The organism is Thermosynechococcus sp. PKX95, from assembly GCF_031583295.1.
GTDB lineage: Bacteria > Cyanobacteriota > Cyanobacteriia > Thermosynechococcales > Thermosynechococcaceae > Thermosynechococcus.
On sequence record NZ_CP134171.1, the window covers coordinates 607,919 to 624,115 of the forward strand.

Consider the following 16,197-nt stretch of genomic DNA (forward strand, 5'->3'; position numbering starts at 1 on the left):
TTGTGGTTGTCAGCAATGGCCCCGGTGAACTGGCCACTTGGGTGTATCCCTTTGTAACAACGCTGCGGCAACAGGTCAGAGAGGGGCTGCGGGTTTCAGTGGTCATTGTTCCCTGTCCCCATGCCAGTGGTCAAGAAGCGGAGATTGCGCGCCGCTATGCGGGGGTGGATCGGGTGCTGCCCGCGGCAGAGTTCTGGCACCTCCTGCGCACAAAGACCACCCGTAGTAATTGGGATTGGTTTGCCCAAGGGGTTGTGGTCTTCTTGGGGGGCGATCAACTCTTTGCGGTGCTGTTGGCCAAGCGTCTGGGCTATCGTTGTGTGCTCTACTGTGAGTGGCAGGCACGCTGGCAAGGGTGGGTGGATGGCATTGGGTTGCGGCGTCCTCTCCCCGTGGGCAAAACAAGAGCTAAGGTGGCGGTGGTGGGGGATCTGATGACCGATGTGCAAGCCCTTGCCCTCGATTCTCTGCCTGATGTGCGCCAACAGTTAGGCGTTGCTGCAGATGCTCCCCTTGTGGGTCTGATGGTGGGTTCCAAGCCCAATAAGCTCAAGCTGGGGGTGCCCCTTTCGCTGGCGATCGCCGACCATTTAGCTGCTGCTCATCCCCCGATTCAGTGTGTGATTCCAGTGGCACCCACCCTGACGCTCAAGACCCTCAGTTGCTACGCCGATCCCCGCTTTAACCCCGAACTCAAGCACGTTGAGGGCACGACGGCGACACTCATCCAACCCAGTGAGGGGCTACCCTATCTGGAGACGCCGAGGGGTACGAAGGTCTATCTCTGGCAGCAGTTACCCAACTATCCCCTGCTGCGGCAGGTTGCCCTCTGTGTGACGACCGTTGGCGCCAATACCGCTGAACTGGCCGCCTTGAATGTGCCGATGATTGTTCTTTTGCCGGCCCAACAACTGCGGGTACAGCGGGCACACCCTTGGGATGGGTTAGCCGGGTTGCTGGTGGGCTTGCCAGCGATCGGGCGACAGTGGACGGCATTGGTGTTTTGGGCACTGGTGGCCAAGGGATTGGGCTGGCGGCGATTTTGGCAGTTGTGGCGATCGCCAGAGATGGATTGGGACTTAGTGAAACAGGGTCTCGGCTACAAGGCGTGGCCGAATATCTGGGCAGGCAGAGAAATTGTACCAGAACTGGTGGGTCCGATTGAGCCGGCGGTGGTTGCTGATCAGATTAAGTCTCTATTGAGCCATCCTCAGAAATTGCATCAGATGCGGCAGGATTTGCGGCAGCAGGTGGGGGCGGCGGGGGCAGCGGCAAAATTGGTGGATTTGACCCTGCAGGTGGCGGGCTGGGCTGCCAGCGATCGAGAATGTCCTTGAGCACAATTTCTGTAAACCAAATTTGACCCACAATCACCAGAGGCAGTGCCAGCAGTAAGCCCAGAAAGCCAAAGAAAATGGCAAAAATAATTTGTGAAACCAGCGTCACAGCGGGCAGTAGAGCCACCTGTTTGGCCATGACGACAGGCACCAGCAGGTATTGCTCCAACTGTTGAATCACAATGTAGGCAATGAGAACGGCCACCGCCCGCCACGGATTGTCAATAAAAGCAATGATCATCGGCGGAATCACACTCAGGGCAGGGCCAATATTGGGAATCGCCTCCAGCAGACCGGCCAAGAAAGCATTGGCCAAGACCAACCGCACCCCCAGTAGCGCAAGAGCAATGCCACTGACCACACCAATGGCCAGCATATTCAAGCCTGTGCCCGCCAGCCATGCCAAGAGCGCCTGTTCACTTTCGGTGAGAATCGTGTCAATGCGAGACCGATAAAACGCTGGAAAGAGGCGAATGAATCCCCGACGGTAGGACTGAGGATCAATCACTAGCATCACCGTCAGCACCAAGACCAACAGCGTATTTAGTAAGACCGCCAGTGTATTGGAAAAGAGGGCAAGGAAGTTATTAAAGATTTGCTCAAGGAATGGCTCTAACTGGGTAATCAGCCGATTAATGACAGGGGTATCATCAAAGCCGCTACTTGGCAAAAGGTAAGCCATCTCATCCAGCCATGCTTCCACCCGTCCTAACCCCTTGGGAATCAATACACCCAGTTGCTGCGCTTCCTGCAAAAAGGGGGGAATGATCATCCAAAAGAAACCAAAGATGATCAGGAAAGTCAAGCTAATACTGATGGCGATCGCCCGGCCTCGTTGTAGTCCCCAGCTCTGGAGTCGCAGTTGCAGCCAGTTGAGTGCCGTTGCCAAGACCACTGCCAAAAAGACCAAGAGTAACACTTGGCGAATTTCCCAGAGGATGTAGAGACACACCCCCAGTACCAGCAAGCCAATCCACTGACCAAACGTCACTACTTTGCGTCCAATTCGTGCCTCAACCCCCTATTAGAGCAGGTTTTGGGACTCTACCATCCCAACCAAAGGAATTGCGAGGTGCTAAATGACAAAGACCGTATTGTTGTCCCGCAGCTGGGGATACTCCGCTGGTGCTCTGTGGTTAAACTGGGCAAAGTAGGCGGCCAAGGGTTCAGGTAGGGTCGGTAGTGTGACTTGGGTATCTCCTTGGGCAATTTCTGGCCAGAGGGACGATAGGGCTTGGGCGAGGGGCTGGGCCTCAGTTTCCGATAAATTAAAGGGCGGTAAGGTGAGAAAGCGCACCATAAACCCCGCACCCCGCTGCAGCATCCATTGGCGGGAGAGATCACTCAAGGTGGGATAGGTCTTCAGAGATTCAATGCGGTAGGATTCCACATCCACTTGCCAGCCCCCTTGGGGATGTTGCTGCAAAATGAGCCGGCGATAGGGATGGGGATAGCTGACGAGGGAACCCGTCGTTAGATCAAACAGCCCCTGCTCATAGGCAATGTCTTGGACATGGAGATGTCCGGTTAAGACCAAGGCCACCCCCGCCGATCGCAGGAGGTTGAGGAGTTCCACCCGATTCTCCAAGAGGTAGCGCTGCCCCATTGGACTTTGGCTCTGTTGTGGCCAATGCTCAAGGACATTGTGGTGAATCATTACAAGGCGCAGTCCGGCAAAAGGTTTTGCCAATAGAGCCGCCAACCATGCCAGTTGTCCTTGATCGACTGCCCCCATCTGCTGACCTGTCGGGCTAAATTGGTTGGAATTCAGGGCAATCAGTTGTAGGTTGTCTGCAAGCAGGGTTTGATAGTAATGCTTGGCGCCCTTGCCATAGCCCGCATGGGGATACCACTGGGGAAAGTCAGCCCAACCAATACGCTTGTGATCTCCTAGCGGCAGAGGCACATCGTGATTCCCCGGAATCACATAGCAGGGAATGGGCAGGGTTTGCAGATAGCGACTGAGCCAGCGGTGGTTAACGACTTCGCCATCCCGTGTCAGGTCACCGGGCATCAACAAAGCATCAATACCCAGATCAAGAAGATGAGTGACGGCTGCTTCAAAAGCAGGAATACTCACTTCATAGAGAAAAATGGGGGGATGATCCGTCGGAATCGTCTCCGGCAGAGCAATGTGGGGATCACTGATAATACCGAGCCGCACCGCCATCGCTATTTCCTAGTGGCGGAAGTGTCGCCGGTTGGTAAAGACCATGGCAATTCCCGCTTCATTGGCTGCTTGGATAGACTCATTATCCCGCAAACTGCCCCCCGGTTGAATAATCGCCGCAATACCAGCAAGGGCAGCGGCTTGCACAGAATCGGCAAAGGGGAAAAAGCCATCACTGGCCAGTACAGCGCCGCGGGCAGCCTCACCGGCCTCCCTGAGGGCAATGTGTACAGCACCCACCCGATTCATTTGACCGGCGCCAATGCCGCGGGTTTGGCGATCGCGACTGACCACAATGGCATTGGACTTAACGTGTTTCACCACTTTCCAAGCAAAGATCAGTTCTGCCATCAACTCTGGACTGGGTGCGGTGGCGGTGACCACTTGCCACGCCTCTGGATCAATGGGGACGGGGTGAATATCTTGGACAAGAAAGCCGCCAGCAATGGTTTGAATCGCCGTCGTGGGAGCCGTCTGCAACTCAGGTAAGGTGAGAACCCGCATCTTGGGTTTGGTTTTCAGGATCGGTAGCGCTGCTTCCTCACAGGCGGGAGCCACCACACACTCTAAAAAGGTACGGGTTAAGGCTTCAGCGGTGGCCACATCCAAGGGGCGATTCAGGGCAACAATGCCGCCAAAGGCAGAAACACTGTCGGCTGCAAAGGCACGTTCGTAGGCTTCCACAAGGGTTTTGCCCTCAGCCACGCCACAGGGATTGGTGTGTTTAATAATGACGGCAGCGGGGGCACCCTCCCCTAAAAATTCACTGATCACTGCCCGTGCCGCTTCTAGATCTAGCAGGTTGTTGTAGCTAAGTTCTTTGCCCTGAAGCAGGTCGGCGGCTGCCCAACCACTGGGGTGTGCCCCACTGATGTACCAAGCAGCCCGTTGATGGGGATTTTCGCCATAGCGCAGGACTTGTTTTTGCTGCCCCGTCAGGTGGAAGACCGGCGGCAGAATTTCTGGTTCAGTACCAGGGGACGTGATTTCTTGGAGATACTCCGCGATCGCCTGATCGTAACTGGCCGTCAGCGCAAACGCCCGCTGGGCACAGGCAAGGCGAAAAGCAGGTTGAGCTTCCCCGTGTAATCGTAATTCCTGAAGGTAAGTTTCATACTGGCTGGGATCCACCAATACTGTCACATGGGCATGGTTTTTGGCAGCAGCGCGAATCAGCGTCGGCCCACCAATATCAATTTGCTCGATCGCCTCGGCAAGGGTCACGTTGGGCTGGGCAATTGTTTCGGCAAAGGGATAGAGATTGACAACCACCAGATCAATCGGATGAATCCCTTGGGCTTGCAGATCAGCCGCGTCTTCGGGGCGATCGCGCCGTGCCAAAATACCGCCGTGAATTTTGGGATGCAGGGTCTTGACCCGCCCACCAAGGATTTCCGGTGCCCCTGTGTACTCCGAGACCGTTGTCACGGGAATCCCCGCTGCCTGTAAGGTCTTTGCGGTGCCACCACTACTCAGGAGCGTAAAGCCAAACTCCTGCACCAAGGCCGTAGCCAACGCCACCAGTCCCTGCTTATTGCTGGTGCTGAGTAAGGCCATTCGCCCCATGCCTGCAATCCTCCTAGGCGACTAAGAACACCTATTTTAGCGGTTTTAGCGGAACATACTGCTCACAGAGCTATCTTCATGGATGCGCCAAATGGTTTCGCCGAGAATACTCGCCACCGACAGCACCGTGAGTTGGGGAAAGCGTTGCGTCTCCGGTACAGGAATCGTGTTGGTGACAATCACCTCTTCAAAATCGCCTCCTTGGAGTCGCTCGATCGCTGGCGGTGAAAAAACCGCATGGGTGGCACAGGCATAGACTTCCTTGGCACCTTCCCGCCGCAGTAACCGTGCTCCTTCTAAAATCGTGCCGGCTGTATCAATCATGTCATCCACGAGCACCGCTGTCTTGCCCTTAACATCCCCCACCACGTTCATCACTTCAGCCACATTGTGGGCTTGGCGTCGTTTATCAATAATGGCTAGGGGCGCATCATCAAGCTTATTGGCAAAGGCACGGGCACGAGCCACCCCACCCACGTCGGGGGACACCACCACAATATCCTCAAGATTTTTGCTGCGCAGGTAGTCAAGGAGCACGGGTGAACCATAGACATGATCCACGGGAATGTCAAAATAGCCTTGAATTTGCGCTGAGTGCAGATCCATGGCCAGAACGCGACTCGCTCCCGCTTGAGTAATCAGGTTGGCTACTAGTTTAGCGGTAATGGACTCGCGGCCAGCGGTCTTGCGATCGGCACGGGCATAGCCATAGTAGGGAATCACCGCAGTCACTTGGCGGGCTGAAGCGCGGCGGCAGGCATCCACCATGATCAGCAGTTCCATCAGGTGGTCATTGACGGGTCGGCAACAGGGCTGGATCAGATAGACATCACAACCGCGAATGGATTCTTGAATCTGCACATACAGCTCGCCATCAGCAAATCGCTTGCGCACCATTGGGCCGAGATCAATACCGAGGTAGCGGGCAATTTCCTGAGCAAGGGCAGTGTTGGCAGAACCCGAAAACAGCTTTAGACGACTATGATCAGAAATGTGAGAGGGGGTAGTCGTGGGCAATGGCGCAGTGTGAATCACAGCATCTCCCCAAGATGGCGTGCATTTTGATTTTGATCTTATCATTTCCAATTTTGGGAGCCACTACCCTAGGATTGAATTTATAGAAAGATGAATTTTGAGGTCATCACCTTTGCCAATGGCGCGATCGCAACTCCCACGATTGGGGGATGTTTTTTTGTCACCGATAGGAGTCGCTTGGTTATTCCTTTTACCTGCACTTTTGTTTCTGACAATTTTTGTTTTTTTGCCGATTTTGTACCTTGTCTATCTTAGTTTTACGACGGGGAGTTTTAGTCAAGAAGGGGTGCGTTGGGTTGGCCTGCAAAATTATCAGCAATTGCTCCTGAGTCCAGACTTTTGGCAGGTGATTGGCAATACCGTTTATTTCACAGGGGCAACGGTGCTCCCCACGATTGTGCTGCCCTTACTCTTGGCGGTGGGTCTCAACCAAGGGATCAGGGGACGGGATCTGCTGCGCACGGCCTACTTTTTGCCAACAATGACCTCGATTGTGGCGGTGGGTTTAGGGTTTCGTTGGCTGTTTCAAACCGATGGCCCCGTGAATCAACTGGTGCAAACCTTGGGGGGACAACCGATTGCTTGGCTGAGTGATCCCGCTTGGGCAATGCCAGTGCTAATTTTGCTCAGTAGCTGGAAGCAGTTGGGGTTTAATTTAGTGGTCTTTTTGGCGGGGTTGCAAACCATTCCTCGCGATCGCTATGAAGCGGCACTTCTCGATGGTGCCAATGCTTGGCAACAGTTTCGCTACATTACGCTGCCGGGGTTGCGACCCACCTTAATTTTGGTGTTTGTCACAACAACGATTTTCACATTGCGCAGTTTTGAACAGGTCTATGTGGTGACCGGTGGCGGCCCCTTAGATACAACAAACCTGCTGGTATTTTATATTTACCAACAGGCGTTTGCGTTATTTGACTTTGGCTATGCCGCTGCCGCAGCAACGGTTCTTTTGGGAGTCACCCTAGGACTGATCTGGCTACAATTGCGTACGCGCCAAGACCCCAATCTTTAGAGAGAGGAGCCAAGACCAGCGTAAGCACCGTAGAAGAACAGCCCGACAATCACAATGACCCCCATGCCAGCCACCGTGGCCACAACCCATAGGGGAATGCGTCCGCCTTCAGACAACATGATCAATTCCTCCTAAGCAGATTCAGTTATAGAGAAGAAATTTAGTTAAAGAAGTAGCTTGAAAAGAGCAACGCAAGGACGAAGATCAGCAACAACCCTAGGTACAGGGATGTGCGATTCAGTTCGACCGGCTGACGATTGGGATTCGGTTCCATGGCTGCACCTTCCTAACGTTGGATAAACTGCATAGCCGCGATCGCCCCGAGGAAGAAAATCGTGGGCACAGCAAGCGTGTGAACGGCCAACCAGCGGACCGTAAAAATCGGGTAAGAAACGGGTTCTTGATTGGGGGTATTACTGGTCATGGCAATCCTACTTCACCTGTTCTAAGAAGGTTTCAACTTGTTGTTTAGCTTGAAAGCGATCGGTCACCAGAGGAATCGACCGCTGTTCCTGAGCATAGTAGCTATCGGGGCGTGGTGTGCCAAACACATCATAGGCCAAACCGGTGCTGACAAAGAGCCAGCCAGCAATGAACAACGCCGGAATGGTGATGCTATGAATCACCCAATAACGGACACTGGTAATAATGTCGGAAAATGGTCGTTCTCCTGTCGTTCCAGCCACGTTGCGATGCCTCCAAAGTGTCTAATGTTAAAAAAAGGAAACGGTACTATCTATCATACAGCCTTTTTTCACAACGATTGAGCCGCATAAATAAGAACTGCAAGCCCCCTCTACAGCGCTAAAACTTGGGTCTATAGGCCTAAAGTCCAGCCTTGGCCAAATCGGTGAGCACCTCTGCAGCACTCTGGTAGCGATCGCGAAAGTTATACTTGATCATTTTATTGATAATGGCAACAAACTGCGGCGAAAGATGCTGTCCCGGCTGCCAAATCATATCACCCGTGTTGCGATCAGAGGGCAAATCCATCGGGGCGAGTCCCGTCAGACCTTCAACAATAACCATACCCAAAGAGTAAATATCACTGGCAATCACCGGTCGTCCTGCCATTTGCTCGCTAGGGGCATACCCACGGGTACCAATGGAGATCGTATATTTGCCGTGCTGGAGCAACTCCTCGGGCTGGACATGGCGTACCGCCCCAAAGTCAATCAAAAACAGTTGTTGATCACTGCGGCGGCGCATGATATTGGCAGGCTTAATGTCGCGATGCACCACCCCAAACTGATGCACATACTGCAAAATTTCCAGAATGCTCTTGAGAATGGTGAGGGCTTCGGCTTGGGAGAGGGTAATTTTCTTTTCAAACTCCTCCTTGAGGGATTCCCCATCCACATACTCTTGGGTGAGATAGAAATATCCCCCCTCTTCAAAGTAAGCCAGTAATCGAGGGATACGCTCATGTTGACCCAATTGGGCTAAGGTTTCTGCTTCCCGCTGAAAGAGGCGACGGGCAATGGCCAAAAAACGTTCATCCTTACGGGAGGGCACCAACTGCTTGACCACGCAGATCGGATGATCTGGCAGATGTAAATCCGCAGCCAAGAACGTGCGCCCAAATCCCCCTTCGCCGAGTTGACTGAGGACACGGTAGCGTCCCCCCACAGTTTGTGGTAAGGGTTCACTGGCTTTTTCGCTGATGTCAGAAATGACGGTGGTTTTGGGTTGGGTGCCGCTCGGTGTTTGCGTCTCTGTCGTTGGGGGGGGCGGCGAGGGGACTGTCGTGGTGGGAATCACCTCTGGCCGCTGGGTGGGATCCACAGGCGCCGCGGTTAAGGGGTCAGGGTTGGATGGCTGGGTTGCTGGTAGGTCTCCCTTGGGGGTGGCTGGGATTGACAATTGGGTTTCGGGCAAATCTGCGCTGGTTGTAAATTGGGTGGGTGGAGTTGAGGTGATGTCCGGTGCCGTCTTAGGAATGGATAGTTGCGTTTCAGGCAAGTCCACACTGGTTGCAAATTGGGTTGAGGGCGTCGAGGTCGGTTCTGGGGTCGTTAGTGGCTCAGGTAGGGTGAGTTGCGTTTCGGGTAAATCAACAGTAGGGATGCTAGGGGTCTCTGGCATCGTTGTTAAGGCTTCGGGAACCGTCAGTTGGGTTTCTGGTAAATCAGGGCGCAGTGTCGAGGGGATCTCTGAGGGAACTGTTGGCTGCGGGGTAGGAACCACCCTCTGGGTTTCAGGAAGATCAATATGGGTAGGTTCAGGAGCAGTTGTGGGAGTTTCTGGCAATTCGGTGGCGGCAGTGGCAGCGTCCTCAGGGTGAACCACTAAGAAGGTTTCCCTCTCAGTGATGGATTGTGGTGGTGTCTCGCGGATCTCTGTGGGGGGAATTTGATCAACGACGGAGGTGAGGAGGGTAGGTGCGGTGTGGGGTTGATCTCTAGGGGGTGGGGTAGGTTCGATGGGGGTAAAGGAAATTGCTGTTTCCGGTTGCAGCACCGTTGCATTGGCATCCGTCTCTAGGCGAGAGACTTCTGTTGGCGAGGTTTCGGGGATTTCCAGAATGGGGGCTGATTCAGGTGTGGTTGATTGACTGATGCCTTCAGTCATAAACTCCAAGGGAGTTGCTGAGCGGCCACTGGGAACAGCCGTCGGTGTAGAGGGGGTAGGGGTGGATTCTGCAGGACTGAAGGCACGATAGCCCAGCATCAAAACCGCCGCACTGCCAAAGCCAACCAGAGGTGCCACCAGCGGAATCCAACTCCCCTGTAAAAAGAGGAGGAATGTCAGGCCACTGAGACCCAGTCCCCCAGCAACCAGCAGCGGCACAATCACCCAGCGCTGTCCCTTGGCGATGATCAGGGCACCAAGGCCAGACCAAGCCAGAATCCAAAGGGCGATCGCCCCCTGCGGCCATGTACCCATAGGAGAACGGTTATCGAGAGCCGCTGCTAGCAAATCTTCAAGGATCGCTGCTTGAACCACAACACCGGGGGTCAGGCGGTTGGTTTGCCCCGGCAGTGTCATTGGAATCAAAAACTTATCGTTACTACTACTGCCAGTGAGGCCAATGAGGACGGCGCGATCGCGCACCTTAGAGGGCAAGACTTGCCCCTTGAGCACCTCGCTCAGGGTCACGGTTTCATAGGGCTGGGTTGGGCGGGCGTAGTTGATCAGGATTTGAAACCCGGCTGCATCTAAGTGGCTGTAGCCTCCCCAGTTACTGGTTAAGGCTTGAAAGCGAGCCGTTCCCAAGTCAAGGCGGTTCTGCGTTACTGCTTGGGGATTCACCCCTAAAAAAAGACGCGCCAAAGCTAAAGCGAAAGATTGAGGGGTAGAGCAGCGATCGCTGGCTTCGGGTTGAGTTGCCAAAATCGCCCGCCGCACCACACCATCCTCATCAATGGGAATGTCTGCAAATCCCACCTGATCATTGAGCAGTCCAGCGGGTGGGGCAATTCCGGGATCTGTTTCGCCCCCCACTTTACAGACAATAACGGTGTTGGGCTGGGTCATCATCACCCGTCCGAGGGAGGGCAGCACATCGCTTGGCAGCTTGAAGCGATCGGGCACCGGAAAATCGCGAAAAATGTCAATGCCAATGACCTTGGGTTGGTGCTCCTGCAATTCATTGACAGCTTGAATGAGCACCTCGTCGGGAATGGGGTACTGCTTGAGGGTTTGAATATCAGCCTCGGTAATTTCAACAATCAGCAGTCGCTGGGACGTGGCCGGTGTCGATCGCCAGCGCAGCCATTGGTCATAGGCTCTTAATTCCAACGGTTCGAGCAAGCCCCCCACTCGCAGCGCAAGGACACCCACCGTGGCGATCGCCGTGGCAATGGCCGCCGGTAGAGCGCGTTTAAGATAATCAGGGATGGAGACAGGGGTCATGGCACAATCTGCGGTTGTTCCACTGACGCTGAAGGATTCTAGAAGGATTCTAAAAGGAGTTTCGCTTCTATCCTGACCTACACCACGGGCGATCGGCAAATTTACGAGGACAACTTTTAACATCCTGCCCACGCTAGAGGGCAACATGATCCCCCTAGGTGGCGGAAGGTGAAACGACTATAATCATTGAGGTGATTGCTGAGCACAACAAGCGCTATGACGGAAACCCCCGATTCAACGACGACTTCAACATCCACGGAAACCACTACTGCAGCCGCACGGCAACTGCTGGGCATGAAGGGTGCCAAAAGCGGCGAGACCAATATCTGGAAAATTCGCCTGCAACTAATGAAGCCGATTACATGGATCCCCCTCATTTGGGGCGTGGTCTGTGGTGCAGCCTCGTCGGGGGGATTTACCTGGAGTCTGGAGGATGTGCTCAAGGCAGCGACCTGTATGCTGCTGTCGGGACCTTTGATGGCGGGCTATACGCAAACGCTCAACGATTACTACGATCGCGAGATTGATGCGATTAACGAACCCTACCGTCCCATTCCTTCAGGGGCGATTTCCCTTAACCAAGTGCGGGCGCAGATTATCTTCCTCGTTGTCGCAGGTTTGGGTCTAGCTGTTCTACTCGATCTATGGGCTGACCATCCCACGTTCCCTGTGACCAAAATTGCTTTGCTGGGAGGCTTTTTGGCGTATATTTATTCCGCACCGCCCCTGAAGCTGAAAAAGAATGGTTGGCTGGGAAATTATGCCCTCGGAGCCAGCTACATTGCTTTACCGTGGTGGGCAGGTCACGCCCTTTTTGGCGAATTGACACCGACGATTGTGATCTTGACGTTGATTTACAGTTTGGCGGGCTTGGGTATTGCCATTGTCAATGACTTCAAAAGCGTTGAGGGCGATCGCCAACTCGGCTTGGCTTCCTTGCCGGTGATGTTTGGCGTTACTACCGCCGCATGGATTTGTGTTCTGATGATTGACATTTTCCAGTTGGGGATTGCGGGCTACCTGATGGCGATTCATGCCAATCTTTATGCAGTGCTGCTGATTTTGCTGATTATTCCCCAAATCGTCTTTCAGGATATGTACTTCCTGCGGGATCCCTTGAAAAACGATGTCAAGTACCAAGCCAGTGCTCAACCCTTTCTCGTCTTAGGGATGTTAGTGGTGGGTTTAGCCCTTGGGCATACACTGGTGTAGTTGGGGGCATGACGACATCGCTGACCTTCAAGGTAGAACAGGGGGGCGATCGCCTCGATACGTTTCTTGCACAGCGGCATCCTGAACTCTCGCGATCGCGCTGGCAGCAGCTGATCCAACAGGGCTATGTGCGGATTAATGGCCAAGTGTGCGATCGCAAAAATCAGCCCCTCAGTGGTGGTGAGGTACTGCAGGTGGTGCTCCCTGAACCAGAGCCGTTGGATTTAATCCCTGAACCCCTACCCCTGAGTATTCTCTATGAGGATGATGAGTTACTGATTCTCAATAAACCCGTGGATCTAGTGGTGCATCCTGCGCCCGGTCATCACCACGGCACCTTGGTTCATGGTCTGTTAGCCCATTGCCCTGAGTTGACAGGCATTGGCGGTGTCCAGCGACCGGGGATTGTGCATCGCCTAGACAAAGACACCTCTGGGGTGATGGTTGTTGCCAAAACGGAGTTTGCCCTACACCATCTGCAACAGCAATTGAAAGCACGGCAAATGCAGCGCCATTACCTTGGTGTCGTCTATGGCCAGCCCCCGCAGGACAGTGGAACGGTAATTACGCCCATTGGTCGTCACCCGGTGGATCGCAAAAAGATGGCGGTGGTGCCTCCAGAAAAAGGCCGCACAGCAATTACCCACTGGTACGTGCAGGAGCGCTTCCGCCACTGTGCCCTTGTGGAGTTTCGCCTTGAAACCGGTCGCACCCATCAAATCCGCGTTCATGCCGCCCACTTGGGTTGGCCGCTGTTGGGGGATCCTGTCTATGGCCGCGGTGCACCGCTAAAAGTAAAACTGCCCGGCCAAGCGCTCCATGCCTATCGCTTAGCGTTGCAGCACCCCCGTACTGGCCAAGAGATCGTGGCGATCGCCCCTCTGCCAGAGCATTTAGAAAAACTACTGCGGATATTGGGCCAGAATAACACCTTGTGACCCGCCGCTTTGACCGCTTCCTGAATCGCCCTTTTCGGATGAATTGGTGCATTATCCATCATCAACAACGATCCCTAACGCCGGCAAACAGTATTGACTCAACCAACTCCCAAACCCTAACGCATTCAAGTATCCGCAAAACAGCATTGGGGCGATGAAGTCTTTCTGGTGTCTATACTGTCCTGCAACTAAACTCTCCCTTTTCTGACGCTTCCCTTCAGCCAGCAGTGGATGGTGACGCAGCTCACTTCAGTCAGCTTCTTGGCAAGGTAGTCGAGGCTGTGCGCGAGAGGATTCCCCGATCGCGTGCGCTTGTAGCGGGGGCGTTTGCTGCCTTTACCTCCCCGCACATAGAGGCTGCTAAGACGGTTGCCATTCATCGCCAGCCATTTGGCTTTGAGGAGAAGCTCGCAGCTATTGAGCACTAGGATTGCGAACGATTCGGTACGGTAGGGGAAGTCGGGCTTGTTGTAAAATGGCGGCCACCATGGCCGCAATGGCGCGATCGAGCAGTTCACGACTTTGATCTTTCATCCTGCAATGCCCTCCGCCCAGATTCTGATATCTCCCATATTCCGCGGGGCGAGTCTGCCTTCATCAATCCTTCAGTGACGAGATCTTTGCGGCACCATCGAGCCGTATCCCGCCAGCGAATGGATTTGGGATCCGAAGGGATCGGTTCAAGGTCGTATTTCGTAAGCTTGGCGCCTATTTTCTTTTCGACGAGATCCAAGACCTCGCCCACGGGTGCTTTTCCACCAAGCTCTACGAGCGCTTCCAGAATGGGCCGGCGAAAAGCGTCCTCTGGTGTGCGAAGACCCCGCAGGTGGTTTTTGACCGCGCGGCCTACTATTTTCGGGCGCTGTGGTCTCTTGGTCAGAAGAGAATCCCATTCTTTTTGCAGCGCCTTGACCTTCTCGCGGAATTCCGCCAGACGGGTCGCTTCTTCTATGGCGCGGCGAGCCGTATCGTAATTGCCTGCTTTACAGGCCTGAGCAGCTTCTTCGTTAAGCGCGTTCGCTACCTGCTCGATCTCCTCAAGGAGGATCTTAAAAGCCGTATGCACTTCGTTGCCCGTCACAGCTAGCTCCCTTTTTATTGGGATTTGCTCGACTTGCGACGGCGCAGGCGGCTTTTCTGGGCATAAGCCGGATACTTCGCGTAAATGGTTTCAAGCAAGGCGTTGTGTTCGAGATCGCCGTAGGTTTCGATAACGGCGGCGATGTCCTCTTTGAAGTCGTCGGGAAGCTCGGCAAGCATCTGCTCGGCTTTGGCGGGATCGGCGAGACGGATTCGGGTCTTTTCTTCTGCGCTTTCCCTGTCAACCACAATAAGGTTGTCCTGTTCCAACCTTTCGAGATCCGCGTACAGTTCCTTGGTGAAGGGGCCGTAGTGGTAGGGAACGAAGTGGTAGAGTCGCCTGCGGCTGGCATTTCCCTCCATCTGAACTAGGAAGACGTATTTCATCAGCGCCGTCACCAGCACCTCAGCCGCGCGGCGTGCGCGTTTGGCTCTTTCGGCGATGAGGGCTAGGATCAGGAGCTGCGGGAGGCGTTCATAAAACGCCTGTTGCGCTGCAATCCACTCCGCATTGGCCGCCTCCCATTCCGCGGTGAGTGCGCCGGTGAAGGCGCGGGAGAGGAGCGAAGAAAAAAGGCATTCGTGATCGTGTACGGCCGTCTCGCAATAGCTCCGTGTTGTTTCAGCCGCGGCCACAATATTAGAAAAATATTCCTGAAGTGCGATGGGAGGAACGAGTACAGGCTGAGACAGGTAGTCGCTCATCTGAAGATTGCGGAGGCCGGACGAAGTGGCATGAAGCTGCTGCAGGTTAATACGAGCAAAGTCGGAGCGTAGATAATGGAAAAGATATTCTGAGGTTACGACACCCTTCTTTGCTCTTAGCCTATGGACGAAGTTAGAAAAAAGGAACGGTCCATCTAAATACTTGGGCTGCCTAAAAAGCGATACTTTGCCGATGTGTTCGAGGCTACCGCTAGACCGATTCAGAAGAATGTCTCCATCATGCAAAGAGAACCGTGCGATCTTGGATGCATCCACCTTAATCAAGGCGACGTCGCTAAAATCTATTCGTCCGTCTAGAGGCATGTTTGTTGATCTTAGTACATAAACTCCTTCAGTTTTATTGGAAGCACGCTCTCCCCAGACTCCGCTATCCCAACTTTCGAGGACTTCGCGTAATTGCATCATTGGCCACCCCTTCGGATTCGTTGCGGGATCGCCGAACATCTCCATGAACAGCGCCGGCAGGATTTTGTCCACCAACTCTAGCGCCTGCTTGCGCTTCTGACGGATCTCGTCCGCCTTCTGCAGAATCTCCACGATCCGCTCCTGGACGGGGAGAGGAGGAAGGGGAACTTGGAGCTCATCAACTACCTTAGCGCGCACATGGGGAACAGTGGACCCTGCTGCAGTCTCTCGTAGCCTTGAAGAATTCACGGCGAGCCAATAAAAGAGAAAATCAGAAAGGAGTCGTCTATCTACAGGTCGCACTCGTGCCATCGTCGAAGCAACAACCCCAAATTGCCCGCGGAATATTTCGCCCGCGTTTGCCCCATCCCAAAGGATTAGCGTGTCAGCCTCATTGGCGAGAATCAGGGCATCCGTGTCACTGAGCGCGATAAGCTGGGACTCGGTTTGAGTGCGCAGAAATGAGGCCTCAAGATACGGCACCGCCGTCCCAGAACGCTTAGTGACAAATCTAACCGGCTTCTTGCCTTTAACGACCTCCGCAACTTCTCTCAATCGTCGCATAGGCCAAGCCGATCTGTTGCGCTTTTCAGTCATCGTCCGCCCTCCCATCCGAGCACGTTGTTGGCAACGTCAAGAAATTGCCGTGTTTCTGCTGGCTTGAGGTATCTGGCTTCGCCGTCCTCACAGAGCAGCCTGGTACCGGGTGACGCGCTGTAAACTGTCATCGTTGACCACAGGGTGGATTGTATTGGCGTCGGATTTCCTGTTCAATCGCAGAGCGCTCGGGTTGTTGCTTATTCGGCGTGTACAGGACTGCCACATGCAGTGTGCCCCTGCGACAGATCTGCCAGCAAT

The 16,197-nt window shown here is 54.1% G+C and carries 15 protein-coding genes; 3 read left to right on the plus strand and 12 right to left on the minus strand.

Annotation, left to right across the window (positions count from 1 at the left end; all coding sequences use genetic code 11):
* Positions 1-1,188: 1,188 nt before the first annotated feature.
* The 4 genes from RHH81_RS02760 to RHH81_RS02775 form a co-directional block, all read right to left on the minus strand.
* Complete coding sequence (locus tag RHH81_RS02760; protein WP_206200973.1) at positions 1,189-2,328, minus strand: AI-2E family transporter; 1,140 nt, start codon at positions 2,326-2,328, stop codon at positions 1,189-1,191.
* 84 nt (positions 2,329-2,412) lie between these two features.
* Positions 2,413-3,507, minus strand: coding sequence for a metallophosphoesterase (locus tag RHH81_RS02765; protein ID WP_206200974.1), 1,095 nt, complete (start codon positions 3,505-3,507; stop codon positions 2,413-2,415).
* Positions 3,508-3,516: 9 nt separating this feature from the next.
* Positions 3,517-5,073, minus strand: coding sequence for a bifunctional phosphoribosylaminoimidazolecarboxamide formyltransferase/IMP cyclohydrolase (purH, locus tag RHH81_RS02770; protein ID WP_310743343.1), 1,557 nt, complete (start codon positions 5,071-5,073; stop codon positions 3,517-3,519).
* A gap of 45 nt (positions 5,074-5,118) precedes the next feature.
* Positions 5,119-6,153 carry a ribose-phosphate pyrophosphokinase gene (locus tag RHH81_RS02775; RefSeq protein WP_149820465.1) on the minus strand — a complete coding sequence of 345 codons (1,035 nt, stop codon included), beginning with the start codon at positions 6,151-6,153 and terminating at the stop codon, positions 5,119-5,121.
* A 73-nt stretch (positions 6,154-6,226) separates the two neighbouring features.
* Here RHH81_RS02775 and RHH81_RS02780 point away from each other — a divergent pair, with 73 nt between their 5' ends.
* Positions 6,227-7,123, plus strand: a complete 897-nt coding sequence (locus RHH81_RS02780) for a sugar ABC transporter permease (protein ID WP_315863392.1) — start codon at positions 6,227-6,229, stop codon at positions 7,121-7,123.
* Here the strand turns inward: RHH81_RS02780 and RHH81_RS02785 are convergent.
* The 5 genes from RHH81_RS02785 to RHH81_RS02805 form a co-directional block, all read right to left on the minus strand.
* Complete coding sequence (locus RHH81_RS02785) at positions 7,120-7,239, minus strand: photosystem II reaction center protein J (RefSeq protein WP_099798822.1); 120 nt, start codon at positions 7,237-7,239, stop codon at positions 7,120-7,122. The two genes, RHH81_RS02780 and RHH81_RS02785, sit on opposite strands and share 4 nt — an antisense overlap.
* Before the next feature lie 44 nt (positions 7,240-7,283).
* Positions 7,284-7,397 carry a photosystem II reaction center protein L gene (locus tag RHH81_RS02790; RefSeq protein WP_149820459.1) on the minus strand — a complete coding sequence of 38 codons (114 nt, stop codon included), beginning with the start codon at positions 7,395-7,397 and terminating at the stop codon, positions 7,284-7,286.
* A 12-nt stretch (positions 7,398-7,409) separates the two neighbouring features.
* A complete protein-coding gene (gene psbF / locus RHH81_RS02795) occupies positions 7,410-7,547 on the minus strand; it encodes a cytochrome b559 subunit beta (RefSeq protein ID WP_099798824.1) in 138 nt (45 codons plus the stop codon).
* A 7-nt stretch (positions 7,548-7,554) separates the two neighbouring features.
* On the minus strand, positions 7,555-7,809 hold the full coding sequence (psbE, locus tag RHH81_RS02800; RefSeq protein WP_149820457.1) for a cytochrome b559 subunit alpha: 255 nt from the start codon (positions 7,807-7,809) through the stop codon (positions 7,555-7,557).
* Between the two features lie 139 nt (positions 7,810-7,948).
* Positions 7,949-10,978 carry a CHASE2 domain-containing protein gene (locus RHH81_RS02805; protein WP_310743345.1) on the minus strand — a complete coding sequence of 1,010 codons (3,030 nt, stop codon included), beginning with the start codon at positions 10,976-10,978 and terminating at the stop codon, positions 7,949-7,951.
* Between the two features lie 216 nt (positions 10,979-11,194).
* On the opposite strand from RHH81_RS02805, the gene chlG reads away from it, so the two are divergent.
* Positions 11,195-12,190, plus strand: coding sequence for a chlorophyll synthase ChlG (gene chlG / locus RHH81_RS02810; protein ID WP_206200978.1), 996 nt, complete (start codon positions 11,195-11,197; stop codon positions 12,188-12,190).
* 8 nt (positions 12,191-12,198) lie between these two features.
* Positions 12,199-13,128, plus strand: coding sequence for an RluA family pseudouridine synthase (locus RHH81_RS02815; RefSeq protein WP_310743346.1), 930 nt, complete (start codon positions 12,199-12,201; stop codon positions 13,126-13,128).
* 188 nt (positions 13,129-13,316) lie between these two features.
* Here RHH81_RS02815 and RHH81_RS12985 read toward each other — a convergent pair whose 3' ends face one another.
* The 3 genes from RHH81_RS12985 to RHH81_RS02825 form a co-directional block, all read right to left on the minus strand.
* The gene (locus RHH81_RS12985) at positions 13,317-13,553 is read right to left on the minus strand and encodes a DUF3644 domain-containing protein (protein ID WP_310743347.1); all 237 of its coding nucleotides are present in this window, start codon (positions 13,551-13,553) and stop codon (positions 13,317-13,319) included.
* Between the two features lie 89 nt (positions 13,554-13,642).
* Positions 13,643-14,209: a winged helix-turn-helix domain-containing protein gene (locus RHH81_RS02820; protein ID WP_310743348.1), complete on the minus strand. Its 567-nt coding sequence runs from the start codon at positions 14,207-14,209 to the stop codon at positions 13,643-13,645.
* Between the two features lie 14 nt (positions 14,210-14,223).
* Positions 14,224-15,936: a restriction endonuclease subunit S gene (locus RHH81_RS02825; RefSeq protein ID WP_310743349.1), complete on the minus strand. Its 1,713-nt coding sequence runs from the start codon at positions 15,934-15,936 to the stop codon at positions 14,224-14,226.
* Positions 15,937-16,197 lie beyond the last annotated feature (261 nt).